Genomic DNA, 16,982 nt, shown 5'->3' on the forward strand with positions numbered 1-16,982 from the left:
CGTGATGCTAGAATTCCTCTCGAGATCGAGCAGACGGTCCGTGGACACGGAGAGCGACAGCGGAGTGGGGTGACGGGTCGTGGCGAAGCAGCTCGGAATCGATCTTGGAACAGCAAACGTCCTTGTCTACGTCCGCGGGCGTGGCATTGTGATCAACGAGCCATCCGTGGTCGCCATCTCGGCCAAGGACGGTCGGGTGAAGGCCGTTGGTATTGAAGCGCGGAACATGCTCGGGCGCGAACCTCGCGATACCATTGAGGTCATTCGTCCAATGCGAAACGGCGTCATCGCCGATTACGTGGTGACGCAAGAGATGCTGCGCTACTTCATCAACAAGGCGGTCGGCCGCTTCTCGCTCATCCGACCCGAGGTCATGATCTCTGTCCCTGCTGGCGTGACGAGCGTTGAGCGCCGCGCGGTGCGTGATGCGGCGCTCAACGCGGGAGCTCGCCGCGCATATCTCATCGCTGAGCCACTCGCAGCCGCAATCGGCGCGCGGATTCCGATCGCTGACCCGAGTGGCAACATGGTCATCGACATCGGTGGCGGGACCACAGAAGTCGCAGTCATTTCCCTGAACGGCATTGTCGTCGCCAAGTCAGTACGAATCGGTGGGAACCACCTGGACGACGCGATTGCTGCGTACGTTAAACGGAAGCACAACTTGCGCATCGGTGAGCGGACAGCGGAAGAAATTAAGATAGCTATCGGTTCAGCGCTCCCGGTCGAAGAAGATATGGTTATGGAGGTTCGTGGCCGGGACGAGGTGACTGGCCTGCCACGAACGATCCAACTCCATGCGAACGAGGTCGTGGAGGCGATCGCCGAACCGCTCGAGGCGATCCTCTCTACTGTTCGCGCGGTGTTGGAAGAGACGCCACCCGAACTTGCCTCCGACATCATTGACAAGGGGATGGTGTTGACCGGGGGTGGCGCATTGCTCCGCAATCTGGATCGCCTGCTCACGGAGGTGACAGGCGTCCCTTGCTTTGTCGCCGACGATCCTTTAAGCTGTGTGGCCATCGGCACGGGGCTGGCACTTGAGTATTTCGACGTGATCCGGGACAGCCTCGAAGAAATTTAAGTCAGTGCGTAGTACTCTGCTTCCTCGCCCCCACAGGCAATCACCGCATGGATATGGCGGACCGCCCAGCGCTGACTCGTCCAGAGGAGGCGTGCAACTGCCTCGTCGAGATCGCACCAGGCGTAATCATCATGCGCCGCGGAGAGTCGCACCGTTGCCCGTGGTTCGACCAGCGCGGCGAAGGTCGGTGCCAGCACAATCGCATCATTGGTGTGGTCGTAAAATTGCGCGATGTAATCGGCAGAGTAGAGGCGCTGGGGTACGAGTCCTGTCTGCTCGAGGAGCTCCCGGGCAGCCGCCTCGACTGCTCGCTCCTGCGGCAGGATCCGTCCGTGCACCGCATGCCAGGTCCCACCCAGGGGCCCATCTGCACGGCGACGTAACAGCAAAAACTGCACCTCATGTGGCGGTCGTTGCGGGAGCCGGCGGAACACATAGACATCCACCAGATCGCTCACCACTCGCGGCATCGTTTCCCGAATCCCTCCCGCACGGCCGACACGACTCGTCCCATGCTCAATGCAGTCAGGATAGCATCTTGGCGGCAGGCGAGAACACTCACCAGCGGCGGCGCAGACGCCACCACTGGTAACGGAACCAACCAATGATCCCGCGCCGCGCCGGTGGCAGGACGATGTCACGTCCGCGCCAGCGCCGCGGTTGATCCGGCGTCCAACTCGGACCACGAGCGAGCTGCCGGACTACCGGCGCAAAGAAGGACACAAGACTCGCAATCGCCAACAGCATGGCGAGCGTTCTCGACCAGTCGCGGACGAGAACGGCAAGTAAGGCGAGAAGAAACGCTCCGGCCAACAGTGCAGTGCTCTCGGGAAACGAGAAACGCCATGCATGCAACCCACGATGCGGTACGAGGAATCGGGGACGTCGCAAGCGCCGCAGCCAGCGGCGCCAGCGTGGTTCCCGCTCCGCCTTCTCGAGAATCTCAAGTATCTGTTCTTCGAGACGCGACGAACGGCGCTCCTGCGGCATGGCTGGCCTCCTCAGTCCGCTCGGCTTGGTGTCCGCGCCAGTTCCGCCACCGCGAGGATGACGCGGTCAATGTCTTCCTCAGTTGTGCACCACCCTGGCGACAGGCGGACAGTCCCGTGCGGATACGCACCAAGAGTCCGACACGCCTCGGACGCACCGTGTAATCCAGCCCCGACGACGATCCTGTAGGTCTTCTCTAAAACGCTTGCCAGATCGACCGGTCGCCATCCACTCACCAGGCAGGAAATCACAGCCACGCGTCGCGGGGGATCCGAGGGTGACAGCAGCCGTACGCCTGGGATCGTCTCCAACCCGGCCACGAGCCGGTCGGCCAATCGACGCAAGCGCGCGCTTAGCGTCGTGAACCCCTCTTGGACAAGCCATTCCAACGCGGCACCAAGCGCAACAATACCGACTGCATTCGGGGTTCCCGCTTCGTATCGTTCAGGAAGTGACCAGAGTTGGGTGATGTCCGGTAGGTCACGCGCCGTCGCTCCCTCGCGGAGCGGTGCGAGCTCTGACGGATCGACGCGCGGACCAAGGACAAGTACACCAGTGCCCGGTGGACCAAGCAGCCACTTGTGGCCACTGAGGGCGAGGAGATCAGCGCCAAGATCATCCAGCGTGAAGGGAATGACGCCTGCGGTCTGGGCAGCATTCACCAAGACTAACGTGCCCTGCACATGTGCCCGATTCGCGATCTCCACGACTGGTTGCAGTGCGCCGGTCACATTCGATGCATGGCCAATGATGACGAGCCGAGTGTTCGGTCGGAGTGCTCGCTGCATATCCACGGGATCGACCAGACCATCTGGGCCGACCCCGACTCGTGTCGTCGTGACACCAAACAGCTCGAGTGTGCGCAGCGGTCGTCGCACCGCATCGTGTTCGATTGCGGTGGTAACAACATGGTCACCCGGGCCCAAAAGGCCCTTGATCGCCAAATTGAGCGCATCGGTTCCACTGGCAGTGAAAAGGACACGTCGCGGATCGGGAACCCCGAAGAACGCCGCGAGGCGTTCGCGGACCCGTTCGATCGCCTCCCATGTCTCGGTCGCCAGCCGGTTACCCGGACGGAGTGGCACCCCGCTCGCTCGTTCCAGGAATGTCCCAAGCGTTCGGATCACCACTTCAGGCTTCGGCCAGCTTGTGGTCGCGTTGTCCAAATAAGTCAGCACAGCCATCACATCCCGATATAGCGCGCGTAGAGCGCTCGAGCTACCGCGGGATCGGTCGTTCCACGGACGATCGCTCGCCCGTCACTGAAGACGGTCAATTCATAACCGTCTACGCGGAATCGTATCAGGTATGGGTTATAGTGCACTTCCCCCAATGGTGCTAGCTGCTGCGCGAGCCGAGCGAGGTCGATCGCTACACGCGGATGGACGACGACTTGCACCGCATCGCGGCCGCAGAGTGCAACCGTTCGGCTGGGAGCACGTTCATACAGGAACCGTCGCTCACCGAGTGCACAGGCCGGGCAGTCAGGACGGCGCCGCGCCGTGATGCGCGCAATTTCGAGCGTCCAGAGATCAACTGTCATCAGTGTGCGGTTACATGCCGACCAGGCACCGACGAGGAGCTTGATTGCCTCTGAAGCCTGCAAGGCACCGACGAGCGCAGCCGCTGGACCGAGCACTCCTGCCGTGTCACATGTCGGCACACTCCCGGCGGATGGTGGCTCAGGGAAAAGGCAGCGCAGACATGCCGTCTCACCAGGAATTACCGTCAGGGTTGTTCCGAGCGTGCCGATTGCGCCTCCGTAGATCCACGGCTTGTTGAGTTCCAGCGCCGCATCATTCAGAAGGTACCGTAGCTCGAAGTTGTCGCTTCCGTCGACGACTGCATCCACATCAGCAATGAGCGGCACGATCGAGGTCGCATCAACATCGATGACAACGGACTCAATCGACACATCCCGGTTCACCCGCTCAAGAGCACGAGCCGCTGCCACTGCCTTCGGCAATGCCGCCTCGACATCGGCTTCCTCATAAAGCACCTGTCGCTGAAGGTTTGTCCACTCAAGAACATCCCGATCGACCAGTCGCAAGAACCCGACCCCAGCCCTGGCAAGGAGCATCGCCACGTGAGTGCCGAGTGCCCCCACGCCTAAGACGCAGACTCGTCCACGACGTAACCGTTGTTGTCCGGATGTTCCAATAACCGGGAGGAGAACCTGCCGGTGGTATCGCTCAACTGATTCCTCGCTGGTCATGGCGTGGTCTCCACTCTCCACACATATGGTACAGTTCCCAACCGGCGCGCCCCAAGCGCCGTTGCAAAACGTGTCTTGACTCGGTTCCTTCGCTGAATCACTACGGCGGATCGGAACCTCGCTTTAAGGGTTAAGGGGTGCGACCCGACGCGTATGCTTGACATGAGGGAGCAGAGGTGAGCACGGTTCGTTTAACCGTCGTCGATCGCCACGGAACTGTGAGTTTCCTTGGTCCTGGGCACGTCATCAAAATGCTCACTGCGGCCTGCAGTCGCAATCCAACCACCGTGAACGAACTTCTGGACTATGCAGCACCGTACGATAGCGATTTCGTCGAAACTGTTCGCACGGGACTTGCGATCTTTGACGAGCACAACACACCGGAGAATTCGAGTGCGTTTCACTCGGTCGCTACGATGCTCAGCCCAGAGCGCCTTCCACCCTTCCGCGTCATCGACGAGCTGACGCGGACACTCAGCCTCCAGCCAGTCGGCGTTGGGCTCGTGCTCTATAACCTTGAAGCGCGACGGATTGTCCAGCTTGTCAACCGTTACGGAGAACTCCTGCGCCAGGATCGTGGACGCATCCGGCGAGGTGGCGAACCGACGCGTTTCTTGTACGCGTACCGCTTACCCGACGATTGGCGCATTCTCCCCTAATGCTGACGAGTCGATTTTCGCCCAGCCTGCCCCTTGTCCGGACGACGCCGAGTGATGAGTCCACCGAGAAACAATTGCTGGAGGTGCTGCCCCACCGACAGTTGCGAGAGCTCGCTGGCTGGCTCGTGTGGGGACTCCCCGGACCGCTGCTCGAGGACGGCCCACTCAATTCGCGCCTCGCGCGCCCGCTCGAAGGTCTCTCGAAGCTCCGCCAGCGCCTGCTCCGATCCGTCAGCGATCAGGTCACGCAGTTGCTGGAGTTCCCCGATCACTCTATCGAGCCAACGGACGATTGCGGAAGCGTTCGTCGCGCAAATATCCTGATACATCTGCGGACTGCCCATGGCGAGCCGCGTGGTATCGCGAAATCCGCCCGCTGCGAGCTGGCGCATCTCGCGCCACGCCGCATCGCTGCTCGTCACCTGCATCAGCGTCACGGACAACAGGAATGGCAGATGGCTGATAGCTGCGACGAACGAGTCATGTTCCTCCGGATCAAGGAAGCGCGGCTCTGCCCCCAGTGCCTGAACCATGCCGAGCACCGTTTCGATAGCCTGCTGGCTTGCGGTGAGCGCGGGCGTAATCACCCACACCGCACCGCGGAACAGGTCGGCATCGGCTCCCTCGATGCTCTGCGTCTTCCCTGCCATCGGATGACCGCCGACAAAGTGCAGGCGAGCGGGCAAGAGCTCGCTGGCCCACCGCATCACCGCCGCTTTCGTACTGCACGTATCGGTCACCACTGCCCCATCAGGTGCATGCTCAGCAATCGTTGTGAACACGTCGGGGACTGCACTGGGCGGTGTTGCAACAACGATGAGATCAGCCCCCTCCAGCGCCTCCGTAAGGGTCCAAGTGGTCCGATCGACCGCCTTTATCCGCTTTGCCTCGTTCTGATGAAGGAGCTCGATATCAAACCCGACAATGCGGAATGGGCTGGGACGTTGCCCGTTATCCGTTGCCCAGCGACGAAGACCGAGCCCTATCGATGCCCCAATGAGTCCCAAACCAACAATGGTTACTTGTTGCATGTGTTCCTCCGGCCGCTTTGTTCTGTCGATCCTACCACACCAGCCACTAGCGGCGGATCAGCTCCAGATCGACAGTCCGGATCCATCCGTCCCGCCCGTCAGGCAGTTCCAGGTGCAGCCATGTGGCATTTCCAACCTGTTCCTGCTCCCCGAGAAAACGGAGCTCCGTACCCGGCTCCAGCACCGCAACGACCTGATACTGTGTTCCTGGTCCGCTGCGGAAGTTCACCTGGGAGCCCTGTGCCACCCGGTGTGTTGCCTGCCAGGCTGGGGTGGGGCTTGGTTGAGGCGTCACGACCGGCGTGGGGCTCGAGGCGGACCTCACCGCAGCTGCTGGTGACGCCTCGGGGGTCACGACGGACGTCGGCGTCGCCTCAGGCAGGCGAGAGACAAAATCGCTAAAGACTGGCGCAAGACGTCCATAGAGCCAGATGAATCCGGCAAGCGCAATGAAGATCGCCAATCCCATCGCCAGTCCCAGCCAAATCCCCGATTGACGCGAGCGCTGCCGCAGTCGCGCCGAGAGCTCTTGATCAACCACTCCACCACTCCAGCACTCGCTCGACCACTCGGCCAGCATTCTTGTCCACGCAGCGCAGTATAGCGCAGCCTGCGGTAGACTCGTGACGAACGGAGCACGTTCCCGTGGCCGAACGGAAGGAGCGCACCGATGGCAGAGTTCAAGAACTACATCGGCGGCCGGTGGGTGGACGCCAAGAGCGGAGCAACCTTCGAGCGGCGGAACCCCGCGACCGGCGAACTGATCGGCACCTTCGCGAAGAGTGGTCCAGAAGATGTCGCCGCCGCCGTGGAAGCGGCCAAGGCAGCCTTTGACCGCTGGCGCAAAGTACCGGCCCCCAAACGCGGCGAGATCCTCTTCCGAGTCGGCCAACTTCTTGTCGAACGCAAGGAGCAGTTGGCTCACGAGATGACTGAAGAGATGGGCAAAGTCCTCACCGAGGCACGAGGCGATGTGCAAGAAGCGATCGACATGACGTTCTATATGGCTGGTGAGGGTCGCCGCCTGTGGGGTCAGACCACACCTTCCGAGCTCCCCAACAAGTGGAATATGACGCAACGGCGGCCAATCGGCGTGGTCGGCTTGATCACACCCTGGAACTTCCCGATGGCCATTCCGGCTTGGAAGATCATGCCCGCCCTGATCTCTGGTAACACCGTTGTCTTCAAGCCAGCCAGTTACACCCCGCGCTCCGCTGTTCGCCTTGTTCAGCTCTTTGAAGAAGCAGGTTTGCCACCTGGCGTGCTCAACCTCGTCCTCGGTACAGGTGACACCGTGGGGACGGCGCTCGTCCAGCATCCCGACGTTGCGCTGATCTCCTTCACCGGCTCAAACGAGATCGGCCAGCAGGTCGCAGTCGAGTGCGCACGACTGGGCAAGCGTGTCTCACTCGAGATGGGCGGGAAGAACGCGATCATCGTCATGGAGGATGCCGATCTGCGCTTGGCACTGGACGGGATTGTGTGGAGCGCCTTCGGCACCTCAGGCCAGCGCTGCACGGCAGCCAGCCGTGTCATTGTCCAAGAAGCAGTCTTCCGCGAACTCGCTGACCAACTCGACGCACGCGTCAGCCGGTTGAAGCTTGGCAACGGCCTGGATCCGACAACCGACGTTGGACCACTCGTCAGCCAATCACAGCTCGAGCGGGTTCACCACTACGTGCAGATCGGCATTGAGGAGGGTGCGCAGGTCCTGACCGGAGGACAGATCGCCCGCGAGGGGGAACTGGCACTCGGGCACTTCCACCAGCCGACGGTTTTTGTCGACGTGCGCCCGGAGATGCGCATCGCACAAGAAGAGATCTTTGGTCCGGTGACTGCGCTGATCCGCGTCCGCAGCTTGGAAGAAGCAATCGCGGTTTGCAACGGTGTCCGGTACGGTCTCTCAGCTTCGATCTACACGCGGGACATCAACAAGGCATTTCGGGCCATCGAGGACGTCCATACCGGCATCTTCTACGTCAATGCAGGGACGATCGGTGCAGAGATCCATTTGCCGTTCGGCGGTACGAAAGCGACCGGCAACGGACACCGTGAGGCTGGCCAAGCGGCGCTCGACGTCTTCACCGAATGGCAGTCGATCTTTATCGACTACAGCGGCCGGTTGCAGCGTGCCCAGATCGACGTGGAGCAATTGACGGCAGACGACTGAATCGGTGGAGACGCGCCTGCCCTTCGCGTCAATAGCCGACGAAGTACCGTCGCGGGCTCGGCATGCCGAGCCCGCATTCGCTTGTGAACCCACCGCCCCCTGGACAGCCCCGAGCGTTTTCAAGATTCCGCCGGGGGATCGAGGAATCGCCGCGGTGAAAAGCGGGCGGGGATCTCGTCTTCGCTCTCCTTTTCTACCGCCTCCGCGAGGACATCCGCGGTAACCGGCGCTAACATCACGCCGAGGCGGAAGTGTCCGGCTGCAACCCACAGGTTTCGCCAGCCGGGTACTCGCCCGAGTATCGGCAGATCATCAGCAGTTCCTGGCCGCAGGCCCGCCCCCACCGCGTGGATTTCTTCTTGGAGAAGCGCTGGAGCAAGTCGCCGGGCAGTATCGATGCACTGCCAGAGTCCCTGAGCCGTCGGACGGGTCCCCCAGCGTCCTCGTTCAACCGTCGTCCCCACCCAGACTAGTCCGTCTGCCCGCGGAACCACATAGCCTGTCACACCCGGCGCACCGACGATGTGTCGAGGTCGGCGAGTGCTTCCGTCGATTAATGCCATTTGTCCTTTCACGGGAACCGTCGGCAACGGTACACCCAACGGCGCCACGAGTTGCCCAGACCACGCACCTGCCGCGAGCACGACAGTATCGGTCGGCAAGCGCTCGCGCGCTGTCTCCACCGCTACTACCCGTTCGCCAGCAACCTCAAGATGAACAGCAGCAGTATGCTCGAGGACCGTCGCCCCGTGGTGCTGTGCCCCAGCAAGGGCGGCCCGGACCAACTGCGGAACCAGAACACTCGCCCCGTCCTCAAGCAGGAGTCCTCCCTGGACGTGGACAGGTGCCAATGGCTCCGCTTCGCGGGTCGCCGGACCATCCAGCCATTCAGCGGTGAATCCCCGCTCTTCGAGCCACTGGCCAAGTTCCTGGAGTACAGTGACTTCCGCTTCAGTCTCAGCGAGCAGCAGCGTACCCCATTGCTGAAACCCAACCGAGAGCCCCGTCTCTTCCTGTAACGTCCCAGCAAGCCAAGGGTAGGACCGCAGGCTCCGCCAGAGTAGTTGTTGGAGCTCTATTGGATACTGACGCTGATCGAGGGGGCTCACAATTCCGGCCGATGCTGCCGAGGCTCCATCGCCGATCGTCTCGCGTTCAATCACTGTCACTCGCTGGCCACGACGGGCCAGCACGTAGGCGATTGTTGCACCGATGATGCCGCCACCAATGACAATGACATCGGGATGCGGTTCCAGCCTCCTCGTCACGACTTCCCCCTTCCAGCGCTTACGGTGCGCTGCCGGTCGTCGAGAGCGAGCCTGGACGCTCTTGCGAACGATACCACGTGGGAACACAGCAGAGAACAATCCATTTCACCGCGGAACTGGACTGATCGCATGAATGCCGACGTTGACAAGAAGAGCCAAAATGAGTAGGACGATCCCCTACGCCAAGGCCATCGCAAAGTCGCCACGACTTGTCTCCAGGACGATCGCGGTCGTGAGAATCCGCGTCTGGCCGCGGATGTTCCCGCCCACCATCAGCGATGCGCCCACTTCAGTAATGGCTCGTCCAAACGCTGCTGCCGTGGCGAAACCGACGTGCGGCAAGGTCGCTCGCCCAAGCTCCCACCCGCATCGCACGGGACCAACTCCAAAGACACGTAACGCATCGAGGAGCTCCGGGTCGAGCAACTGGATTGCACCGCGCGTGATTCCCGCTGCGACCCGGAAAGCGACGATCCACTGGACGATCACCATGGCAAGCGGGGTATACAGCAACGCTACCGCCCCAAGCGGACCGCTCCGCCACAACAGGAGCGTGACAACGAGCCCGACCACGACTGGTGGAAGCCGTTATCCTGTGTTCACCAGCACGCTGAGCACACGCCCGCCGGGGAACCGACCAATGGCCAACCCGACTCCAAGAGGAACCCCGTCAGTACCGCAAGCCCTGTCGCGAGGCCAGAGACGAACAGCGTCCGCTCCACGATCTCCACGAATGCGGGGTCAGCGGACAGGATGAGACGAAACGCGCCGGTGAACCCCTGCCAGAACAACTCCACAAGACACACCTGTTTCGGGCTGCGGCGTCACCGTAGGCACGCGAGCCGGGCGGAAGAGTGACTCACCATGGCGGTCAACGCCGAACGAGGCGATCACCTGCTGAGCCACCTGGGACACAAGGAAGCGAGCGAACGCCTCTGCGCCGCGTGCATTGACACGAGCAAACCGCGTTGGATTCACCGTGATGACATGGTAGGGAGTGATCAGCGCTGGATCACCAGCTGCGAGAATCACGAGACTGATACTGCTCCGGAACGCGAGAAACGTCGCACGGTCACTCAACGTGTAGGCACGCTTCTGGTCGGCGAGCACGAGCGTCATACCCATGCCCTGTCCAGAGAGGATCTACCACGACCGGTCACGGGGATCGATACCTGCCTCTCGCCAGAGCCGCTTCTCCAAAGGGTCTGTCTCCGATCAGTCGTCCCGACTGACCCAGGTCGCACCAGTCGCCGCGATGCGACGCAGCGCATCGAACGCGGAACTCGCCTCACGCACATGCGCTGGATCGTCCGCAGGTCCGACAATCACGAAATCATTTGTCGCAACGAGAAACCGCAATTGCCCATACCCCTCAGCCATGAACTGCTCCTCAGCCCCGGGAGCATGCACAAGCAGCACATCTGCTTCACCACGCCGCCCCAGTTCGAGCACTTGTCCCGTTCCGACTGCGATCACCTTCACCACATACCCCGTCTCTTCCTGGAAACGCGGCAGCAGCGCATCGAGTAGACCACTGTCTTGCACACTGTCGTGGTTGCCAGGATGATCGTGCCACTCTGCCCTTCCACCGTAGCCTGGGGAACGCCCGTTGGGGCCGTCCCATCGTGGAGCGATGACGCTGCCCTACCAGCACACGCAGTCAGCAGGACGAGGAGAATGATTACGACAGTTCCGAAGGTTACCGACACCCTCATACCAAGGATCGATCCGCACCAGTACGGCTGTCGGCGAGTGTACTCGGCAACGAGCGCATTTCGCTGTTCCTCCGTGCTGGTGACTCAACCGGAACGTGGCGTCCCAGACAGACCAAGCATGCTTGCCAATTCCTGGATCAGCGCGATATGTGCACGCGGCGAAGGAAGGCCGAGTCCCATCGTATTGATGCAGAGATGCGTCGCCCCGAGTTCGCGCCACGCCTCGACATCCTGCAGCCACTCGCCACGCGGTACCTGTGCGAGTGTCAGCCTCCCCTCGATCCCAAAGGCCGCTGGGTCGCGTCCGTTTGCGCGCACCCACTCCCGGAGTTCGTCAACCATCGCACGGAGTTCGGGGGTCGGTCTCCACTGCGGCATCCAACCATCCGCCAGTCGGGCTGCGCGCCGCCGCGCGGCCTCCGACATGCCACCAAGCCAAATCGGGATTGGGCGCTGGACAGGAAGCGGATTGAGTCCAACGGCCGGAAGGTGGTGCCAGCGTCCCTCGTAACGTACAATCGGTTGCGTCCAGAGCAGACGCAAAACCTCGATTTGCTCTTCCTCGCGACGGCCGCGCGTGTGGAAATCCATACCAAGGGCAATGTACTCTGCCTCGTTCCAACCGACCCCAACACCCAGCCGTAAGCGACCACCAGAGAGAACATCGACCTCTGCCGCCTGCTTGGCCACCAGAACAGTCTGCCGTTGTGGCAGGATAACAACGCCTGTCACGAGTTCGAGCCACTGTGTTACCGCCGCAAGGTAACCGAACAGCACGAACGGCTCGTGGAACTGGTGCCCAACATGGTAAGGCCCTCTCCATCCCGGATACTGGGCGAGATCAACGCCGACCACATGCTCGTAGGTGAGAATATGGGTATAACCGAGTTCCTCAGCAGCTTGCGCGTACTCGCGAATCACGCTCGGATCACTTCCGATTTCCGTCTGGGGGAAAACGAGCCCGATGCGCATGACCGCTCCTCTCTGGTTCATTGCCTGGGGAGTGTAGGACGGTACCAACTCATCCGCTCGGCACGACTCTGCATATGACACGCCTGGACAAGATCCACTCTGGGAGAGGCAAGCACCTCCCGAGTAAGGCGCGCTCCTTCACGTATCCGTCATCTCTGAGAATTCGCATCCCTGCTCGCCTCAGTCGAACGCGAGCGCTTGCCTGCTTTCACTCCTCCCTCACTGGAGGGCGACAACAGCCCCGAAGACGATTGCTCGGGAGGCGCCAAAAGCAGAAGCTCGAGTGCCTGCTCCACCGTCTCGACCCAATGCACAGTGAACCTTCGTGTGACAGTGGCGGGGAGGCTTGCTACCTCGGCTTGGTTTCTCGCCGGTGCAAGGAGCCCTCGAAGGCCGGCTCGCTGTGCTGCGAGCACCTTCTGTCGTAGTCCACCAACCGGCAACACGCGACCGCGCAGTGTAATCTCTCCGGTGACGGCAAGATCGCTCCGCACTGGACGCCCTGTCAACGCCGACACGAGCGCGACGACCAGTGCAAGGCCAGCGGATGGTCCATCTTTCGGCAACGCCCCCTCGGGCAGGTGGACGTGGAGATCCATCCGTTCCGCAAAATCCGGTGCAAGCCCGAAGTGGCCCGCATGTGCCCGCACCCAACTCAACGCCGCCCGAGCCGACTCTTGCAGCACCTCGCCAGCTTGACCCGTCACCTCAAGGTGACCACGTCCCGGCATGGCCAGTACCTCGACCGGCACGAGCGTTCCACCAAGTAGCGTCGCGCCAAGTCCATAGGCGACCCCGACCTGCGGCTCCGGAAAGACCCCCAACTCTTGATAAGGCGCCGGACCCAGATAACGACGCATAACTGCCGGTGTCACCCGCCGACGTGGCAGGCCCTCATTCGCGTTCAGGCCACGCTCGACCATCTCCCGCGCCACCTTTCGACAGAGTGCTGCGAGCTGTCGTTCCAACTCGCGGACACCTGCCTCGCGCGTGTAGCCGCGGATAAGCTCGTGCCAAGCCGTATCGGTCAATTCCAACGCGCGCTCGGGAAGCCCATGCAGCGCAAGTTGCCGTGGCAGAAGATGACGACGTCCGATTTCTCGCTTTTCGTCTTCCGTGTACCCCTCGATGACAATCGCTTCCAGCCGATCCCGGAGTGGGCGTGGCAACGGCGCCAAGGAGTTGGCCGTCGCGATGAACAGCACCCGCGAGAGGTCGAGCGGCACATCAAGATAATGATCGACGAAATGCCGATTCTGCTCCGGATCGAGAACCTCAAGCAACGCAGCCGCAGGATCACCGCGATAGTCCGTAGCGAGTTTGTCGAGCTCGTCGAGCAAGATCACCGGATTGCGTGTCCCGGCGCGCCGCAGCGCCTCAACAATCCGCCCCGGATAGGAGCCAAGATAGGTGCGGCGATGGCCGCGAATCTCCGCCTCATCCCGTATGCCACCGAGACTCACCGTTACGAACCGTCGCCCCAGCGCCTCAGCAATCGAGCGTGCCAAACTTGTTTTGCCGACACCCGGCGGTCCGACCAAACAGAGAACCGTACCACTCCCGCTCTGTTCACCCGTCAAAGCACGCACGGCAAGATAGTCCAGTAGCCGCTCCTTTACTTGCTCGAGGCCAAAGTGGTCACGCTCGAGAATCGCGCGCGCCCGGGCGAGTTCTACCGTTTCCGGCGTCTCGACCGCCCAAGGAATGCTGAGGACGGTCTCAATGTAGGTGCGCGCGACGGTCGCCTCCGCTGCAGACTGCGGCATGCGTGCCAAACGGTCGATCTCCTGTTCGATTCGCTCGACCACCGCTGGAGGAGCACCGCACTCAGCCAGCCGACGACGCAGCCGTTCAGCCTCCTCACGCGCCTCATTGGCTTCGTCGAGCAGGGCCGCAGGCTCGGCGCTCGGACGGCTTGGTACTGGCCCTGCAGCGGTCGGTGGCTCAACGACAGGCCGCCAGCGTGCCAACTCCCGCTCGATCAGTCCGGCAAGTTGTTCGAGCCGTTCGAGCGGATCGACGAGCTCGAGAAGACGTTGTCGATACGGGAGGTCACGGACAAGTTGCGTGGCCAGGAGATCTGCAAAGCGATCAGGGTCATCAGTGGTCTCGAGTACGCGGAGCGTCTCGCCGTCTGGCAGACCAAGCTGTCGCTGGAGCTCGCCAGCAAGCGCACGCACGCGCTCGACTGCGGCAAACGCAGCTGGCGTCACATTCGGGAGCAGCTGCTCCACCCGAGCCTGCGGAGCAGCACCTGCCATGTCGACGGCGAGCAATCGGACACGCCGGAGCCCCTCCAAACGAACCTGCAGCCGTTGGCCAGCTTGGGGTTGGGCCTCGGCAACGCGGGCAAGCGTCCCAACTTGATGCACAAGCTGATCACCACTCCGTCCATCGGCAAAGACAACCACGACGAGGGCAGCCTGCTGTTGGCGCGCGAGTTCCACCGCACGGAAGGCTTCTGCTCGCCCGATGGCGAGGGTGACAGCATTCCCCGGGAACAGCACCGCACTCTGCAGGATCAGGAGCGGATAACGAGACGCATACACATCGGCACGGCTCACACTCGCCATGCGCTGCACTCCGCTCTGTGATCGCCACCCACTCACCAGTGCACCGCAAGGAGCGCTGACTCCCTTTCGGACGGCGTCAGTGTGCCAGCCCGACCGACCGTCGGCAAGCGGCCCAGATGGGTGAGGACAACCGGTTTATACCACGCCCTCAGTCAGATTCGTCTTGATTGGGAGCCAGAGACAACAGACGCCATCGTAAACGCCACCGTTACCACCCAGGCGACGGTGGCTCTGAGTGCGCTACTCCTTGCTCCGAGGCCTTGAGCTCGGGAAAACCCGCGGCGTGAGGACGACGCTAGGCAAGACCCACGGATGCTCGCACAAGGTGCAGTACATTCATCGCCTGATACCTTGGGAACGCGTTGACGCCGTTCTGCAAAAGCTGCTAGAGTTGCCAGAGAGGGATCGGCTGTCTCGCCGATCCTGTCTGTTCGCTCGAAGATCGAGTCTGGGGCAATGGAGGGTGGAGCGATTCGACGATGATTAAGCTGCGTTTACGCCGGATGGGGAAGAAGAAGCAACCGCATTACCGCATCGTGGCTGCTGAAGCGCGCTGGCCGCGCGACGGTCGATTCATCGAAGTCATTGGGTACTACAATCCCCGGACCGACCCCTACACCCTTGAGGTAAATGTCGAGCGGGCTCGTTGGTGGCTCGAGCACGGTGCCCAACCGACCGACACCGTCCGCGCACTCCTCGTACGCGCTGGTGTGCTTCCACCGCGCCAGCGTGGCGAGGGGCAGAAGCCCGAAGCAGCTGCGCAGCAGCCTGACGCCTGAGGAGTGTGACGCGTGCAACGCCGCGACGCCTCTCGACCACCACAACGGCCACATCGCCGGGATCGATCGGCGATCGATCCTGAGCTGGCGATGCAGCGCTTGGCGACGCTGGTCCGCTACATTGCCGGGCAGCTCGTTGAGGATCCGGACGCCATTCAGATTCGTACGAGGCGCCGCGGCCGCACGGTCATCCTGCGTCTGTCGGTGCCACACGAACAACTCGGAAAGGTGATTGGACGAGAAGGTCGGATCGCTCGCGCTATCCGCACCATGCTCAGCATCGCAGCAGTTCGGCAGGGTGTACACGCCAGTCTCACGATCGATGACCAAGTCGAACCACAACCGTCCTCAAGCGTCCGAGCGCATTGAGCCGCCGCACCGCTTGTCGATCGGTCGCATTGTTGGTGCCCATGGTCTGCGTGGGGCCATCAAGATGCGTGTCTGGACTCATTTCCCTGAGCGGATTCCCACGCTCACTCATGTGTATCTCGACGACGATCCGACCCCACGTCGTCTCCTTCGGGCTCAGCTCCAGGGCGACATCGCCCTCCTCCAGCTCGAAGGGATCGGAACACGCAACGATGCGGAGGCGTTGCGCGGCGTCATCGTGCGGATTGACCGCAGTCAGGCAGCGCCGCTTGCGGAGGACGAGTATTACCACTTTGAAATCCTCGGGCTGCACGTTGTCGATGAGGAAGGTCACTCTCTGGGCAACGTCATAGAAATCCTCGAGACCGGCGCGAACGACGTTTACGTTGTGCAGCGCCCCGATGGGAGTGAACTCCTGCTTCCTGCAATCCGTTCGGTCATCCTTGAGATAGACCTCGAGCGCCAACGCATGGTTGTTCGCCCACCACGCTACTACGACGAGGAATGACCACGGCGCTCACGAAGCACACGCCACACGGCCTCGGCCGACACTCCACACCCCTGAAGTAAGACCAGCAGATGGTAGAGGAGATCGGCGGCCTCCCGAGCGAGCGGTTCTGGTTCGCCGTTCTTGGCGGCCACAATCACCTCGGCGGTTTCTTCTCCGATTTTGCGCGCGATCCGGTCGACACCGGCACTCAGGAGCGCTGTCGTATAGGATCCAGGTTGCGGCCGTGACGCCCGTGCCGCGATAACGCTGGCCAACTCGTCGAGGATCGCCGCCGTCACAGGGATATTCTCCGTCTGGGCGAGTGGTGGTGTATCGAAGCAGCTGAGACGCCCAGTATGGCAGGTCGGGCCGTGCGGTCGCACACGTGCCAGCAGTGCGTCGCCATCACAGTCCGCACGCAGTTCCACGAGCTCCAGCACGTTTCCGGAGGTCTCCCCTTTCATCCAGAGGCGTTGTCGGCTCCGACTCCAGAAATGCACGCGCCCTGTCTCGAGCGTGCGCCGAACGGCCTCGTCGTTCGCGTAACCGATCATCCGTATCTGACCTGTCGAGACGTCTTGGACAATTAGCGGCACCAGGCCATCCGACCCAAAACGAAGAGCAGCCAACACGCGCTCAATCGCTGTTTCGGTCATCGTTTGCTCCC

The 16,982-nt window shown here is 61.9% G+C and carries 17 protein-coding genes and 1 pseudogene; 6 read left to right on the forward strand and 12 right to left on the reverse strand.

The features are described 5' to 3' along the window. Window positions 1-79: 79 nt before the first annotated feature. The gene (locus NET03_RS02060; protein WP_252127225.1) at window positions 80-1,084 is read left to right on the forward strand and encodes a rod shape-determining protein; all 1,005 of its coding nucleotides are present in this window, start codon (window positions 80-82) and stop codon (window positions 1,082-1,084) included. Here NET03_RS02060 and NET03_RS02065 read toward each other — a convergent pair. The 4 genes from NET03_RS02065 to NET03_RS02080 form a co-directional block, all read right to left on the reverse strand. Beyond that, complete coding sequence (locus NET03_RS02065) at window positions 1,081-1,554, reverse strand: NUDIX hydrolase (protein ID WP_252127226.1); 474 nt, start codon at window positions 1,552-1,554, stop codon at window positions 1,081-1,083. The genes NET03_RS02060 and NET03_RS02065 overlap by 4 nt on opposite strands. Before the next feature lie 88 nt (window positions 1,555-1,642). Further along, window positions 1,643-2,074, reverse strand: coding sequence for a hypothetical protein (locus NET03_RS02070; RefSeq protein WP_252127227.1), 432 nt, complete (start codon window positions 2,072-2,074; stop codon window positions 1,643-1,645). 11 nt (window positions 2,075-2,085) lie between these two features. After that, a complete protein-coding gene (locus NET03_RS02075) occupies window positions 2,086-3,258 on the reverse strand; it encodes an aminotransferase class V-fold PLP-dependent enzyme (protein ID WP_252127228.1) in 1,173 nt (390 codons plus the stop codon). Further along, a complete protein-coding gene (locus tag NET03_RS02080; protein ID WP_252127229.1) occupies window positions 3,258-4,289 on the reverse strand; it encodes a ThiF family adenylyltransferase in 1,032 nt (343 codons plus the stop codon). The genes NET03_RS02075 and NET03_RS02080 overlap by 1 nt, the downstream gene beginning before the upstream one ends. Window positions 4,290-4,465: 176 nt before the next feature. Between NET03_RS02080 and NET03_RS02085 the strand changes: the two genes are divergently transcribed. Further along, window positions 4,466-4,948 (forward strand): hypothetical protein, encoded by a 483-nt coding sequence (locus NET03_RS02085; RefSeq protein ID WP_252127230.1) that lies wholly within the window; start codon window positions 4,466-4,468, stop codon window positions 4,946-4,948. Here NET03_RS02085 and NET03_RS02090 read toward each other — a convergent pair. Further along, window positions 4,945-5,979, reverse strand: a complete 1,035-nt coding sequence (locus NET03_RS02090) for a prephenate dehydrogenase (RefSeq protein ID WP_252127231.1) — start codon at window positions 5,977-5,979, stop codon at window positions 4,945-4,947. The two genes, NET03_RS02085 and NET03_RS02090, sit on opposite strands and share 4 nt — an antisense overlap. A 46-nt stretch (window positions 5,980-6,025) precedes the next feature. Next, entirely contained in the window at window positions 6,026-6,520 is a 495-nt protein-coding gene (locus NET03_RS02095) for an SH3 domain-containing protein (protein WP_252127232.1), read from the reverse strand. Between the two features lie 129 nt (window positions 6,521-6,649). Between NET03_RS02095 and NET03_RS02100 the strand changes: the two genes are divergently transcribed. Next, window positions 6,650-8,149: an aldehyde dehydrogenase family protein gene (locus tag NET03_RS02100; protein ID WP_252127233.1), complete on the forward strand. Its 1,500-nt coding sequence runs from the start codon at window positions 6,650-6,652 to the stop codon at window positions 8,147-8,149. A gap of 119 nt (window positions 8,150-8,268) precedes the next feature. Here NET03_RS02100 and thiO read toward each other — a convergent pair whose 3' ends face one another. The 5 genes and pseudogenes from thiO to lon all read right to left on the reverse strand — a co-directional run bounded on the left by thiO (window position 8,269) and on the right by lon (window position 14,677). Further along, complete coding sequence (thiO, locus tag NET03_RS02105) at window positions 8,269-9,417, reverse strand: glycine oxidase ThiO (RefSeq protein ID WP_252127234.1); 1,149 nt, start codon at window positions 9,415-9,417, stop codon at window positions 8,269-8,271. Window positions 9,418-9,594: 177 nt separating this feature from the next. Next, window positions 9,595-9,990, reverse strand: coding sequence for an ABC transporter permease (locus NET03_RS02110; protein WP_252127235.1), 396 nt, complete (start codon window positions 9,988-9,990; stop codon window positions 9,595-9,597). 168 nt (window positions 9,991-10,158) lie between these two features. Then, window positions 10,159-10,962 (reverse strand): annotated as a pseudogene (locus NET03_RS13700) (ABC transporter substrate-binding protein). Window positions 10,963-11,216: 254 nt separating this feature from the next. Continuing rightward, window positions 11,217-12,104 carry an LLM class F420-dependent oxidoreductase gene (locus tag NET03_RS02125; protein WP_252127238.1) on the reverse strand — a complete coding sequence of 296 codons (888 nt, stop codon included), beginning with the start codon at window positions 12,102-12,104 and terminating at the stop codon, window positions 11,217-11,219. Window positions 12,105-12,253: 149 nt separating this feature from the next. Continuing rightward, entirely contained in the window at window positions 12,254-14,677 is a 2,424-nt protein-coding gene (gene lon / locus NET03_RS02130) for an endopeptidase La (RefSeq protein ID WP_252127239.1), read from the reverse strand. A 479-nt stretch (window positions 14,678-15,156) separates the two neighbouring features. On the opposite strand from lon, the gene rpsP reads away from it, so the two are divergent. From rpsP to rimM, 3 genes are read left to right on the forward strand one after another with little or no spacing between them, the layout of a single operon-like run. Further along, window positions 15,157-15,456, forward strand: a complete 300-nt coding sequence (gene rpsP / locus NET03_RS02135; protein ID WP_252127240.1) for a 30S ribosomal protein S16 — start codon at window positions 15,157-15,159, stop codon at window positions 15,454-15,456. A gap of 12 nt (window positions 15,457-15,468) precedes the next feature. Then, window positions 15,469-15,825, forward strand: a complete 357-nt coding sequence (locus NET03_RS02140; RefSeq protein ID WP_252127241.1) for a KH domain-containing protein — start codon at window positions 15,469-15,471, stop codon at window positions 15,823-15,825. Then, the gene (gene rimM, locus NET03_RS02145; protein ID WP_286207027.1) at window positions 15,779-16,333 is read left to right on the forward strand and encodes a ribosome maturation factor RimM; all 555 of its coding nucleotides are present in this window, start codon (window positions 15,779-15,781) and stop codon (window positions 16,331-16,333) included. The genes NET03_RS02140 and rimM overlap by 47 nt, the downstream gene beginning before the upstream one ends. On the opposite strand, the gene hisIE is transcribed toward rimM, so the two are convergent. Further along, window positions 16,318-16,971 carry a bifunctional phosphoribosyl-AMP cyclohydrolase/phosphoribosyl-ATP diphosphatase HisIE gene (gene hisIE / locus NET03_RS02150; protein ID WP_252127243.1) on the reverse strand — a complete coding sequence of 218 codons (654 nt, stop codon included), beginning with the start codon at window positions 16,969-16,971 and terminating at the stop codon, window positions 16,318-16,320. The two genes, rimM and hisIE, sit on opposite strands and share 16 nt — an antisense overlap. Between the last annotated feature and the right edge of the window lie 11 nt (window positions 16,972-16,982).

This window comes from Thermomicrobium sp. CFH 73360 (assembly GCF_023806465.1).
Lineage (GTDB): Bacteria > Chloroflexota > Chloroflexia > Thermomicrobiales > Thermomicrobiaceae > Thermomicrobium.

Coding starts and splice junctions, on each gene's coding strand:
- NET03_RS02065 (WP_252127226.1), bottom strand. CDS start 1,554: ATGCCGCGAGTGGTGAGCGATCTGGTGGATGTCTATGTGTTCCGCCGG.
- NET03_RS02070 (WP_252127227.1), bottom strand. CDS start 2,074: ATGCCGCAGGAGCGCCGTTCGTCGCGTCTCGAAGAACAGATACTTGAG.
- NET03_RS02075 (WP_252127228.1), bottom strand. CDS start 3,258: ATGGCTGTGCTGACTTATTTGGACAACGCGACCACAAGCTGGCCGAAG.
- NET03_RS02080 (WP_252127229.1), bottom strand. CDS start 4,289: ATGACCAGCGAGGAATCAGTTGAGCGATACCACCGGCAGGTTCTCCTC.
- NET03_RS02090 (WP_252127231.1), bottom strand. CDS start 5,979: ATGCAACAAGTAACCATTGTTGGTTTGGGACTCATTGGGGCATCGATA.
- NET03_RS02100 (WP_252127233.1), top strand. CDS start 6,650: ATGGCAGAGTTCAAGAACTACATCGGCGGCCGGTGGGTGGACGCCAAG.
- NET03_RS02125 (WP_252127238.1), bottom strand. CDS start 12,104: ATGCGCATCGGGCTCGTTTTCCCCCAGACGGAAATCGGAAGTGATCCG.
- lon (WP_252127239.1), bottom strand. CDS start 14,677: ATGGCGAGTGTGAGCCGTGCCGATGTGTATGCGTCTCGTTATCCGCTC.
- rpsP (WP_252127240.1), top strand. CDS start 15,157: ATGATTAAGCTGCGTTTACGCCGGATGGGGAAGAAGAAGCAACCGCAT.
- rimM (WP_286207027.1), top strand. CDS start 15,779: ATGACCAAGTCGAACCACAACCGTCCTCAAGCGTCCGAGCGCATTGAG.
- hisIE (WP_252127243.1), bottom strand. CDS start 16,971: ATGACCGAAACAGCGATTGAGCGCGTGTTGGCTGCTCTTCGTTTTGGG.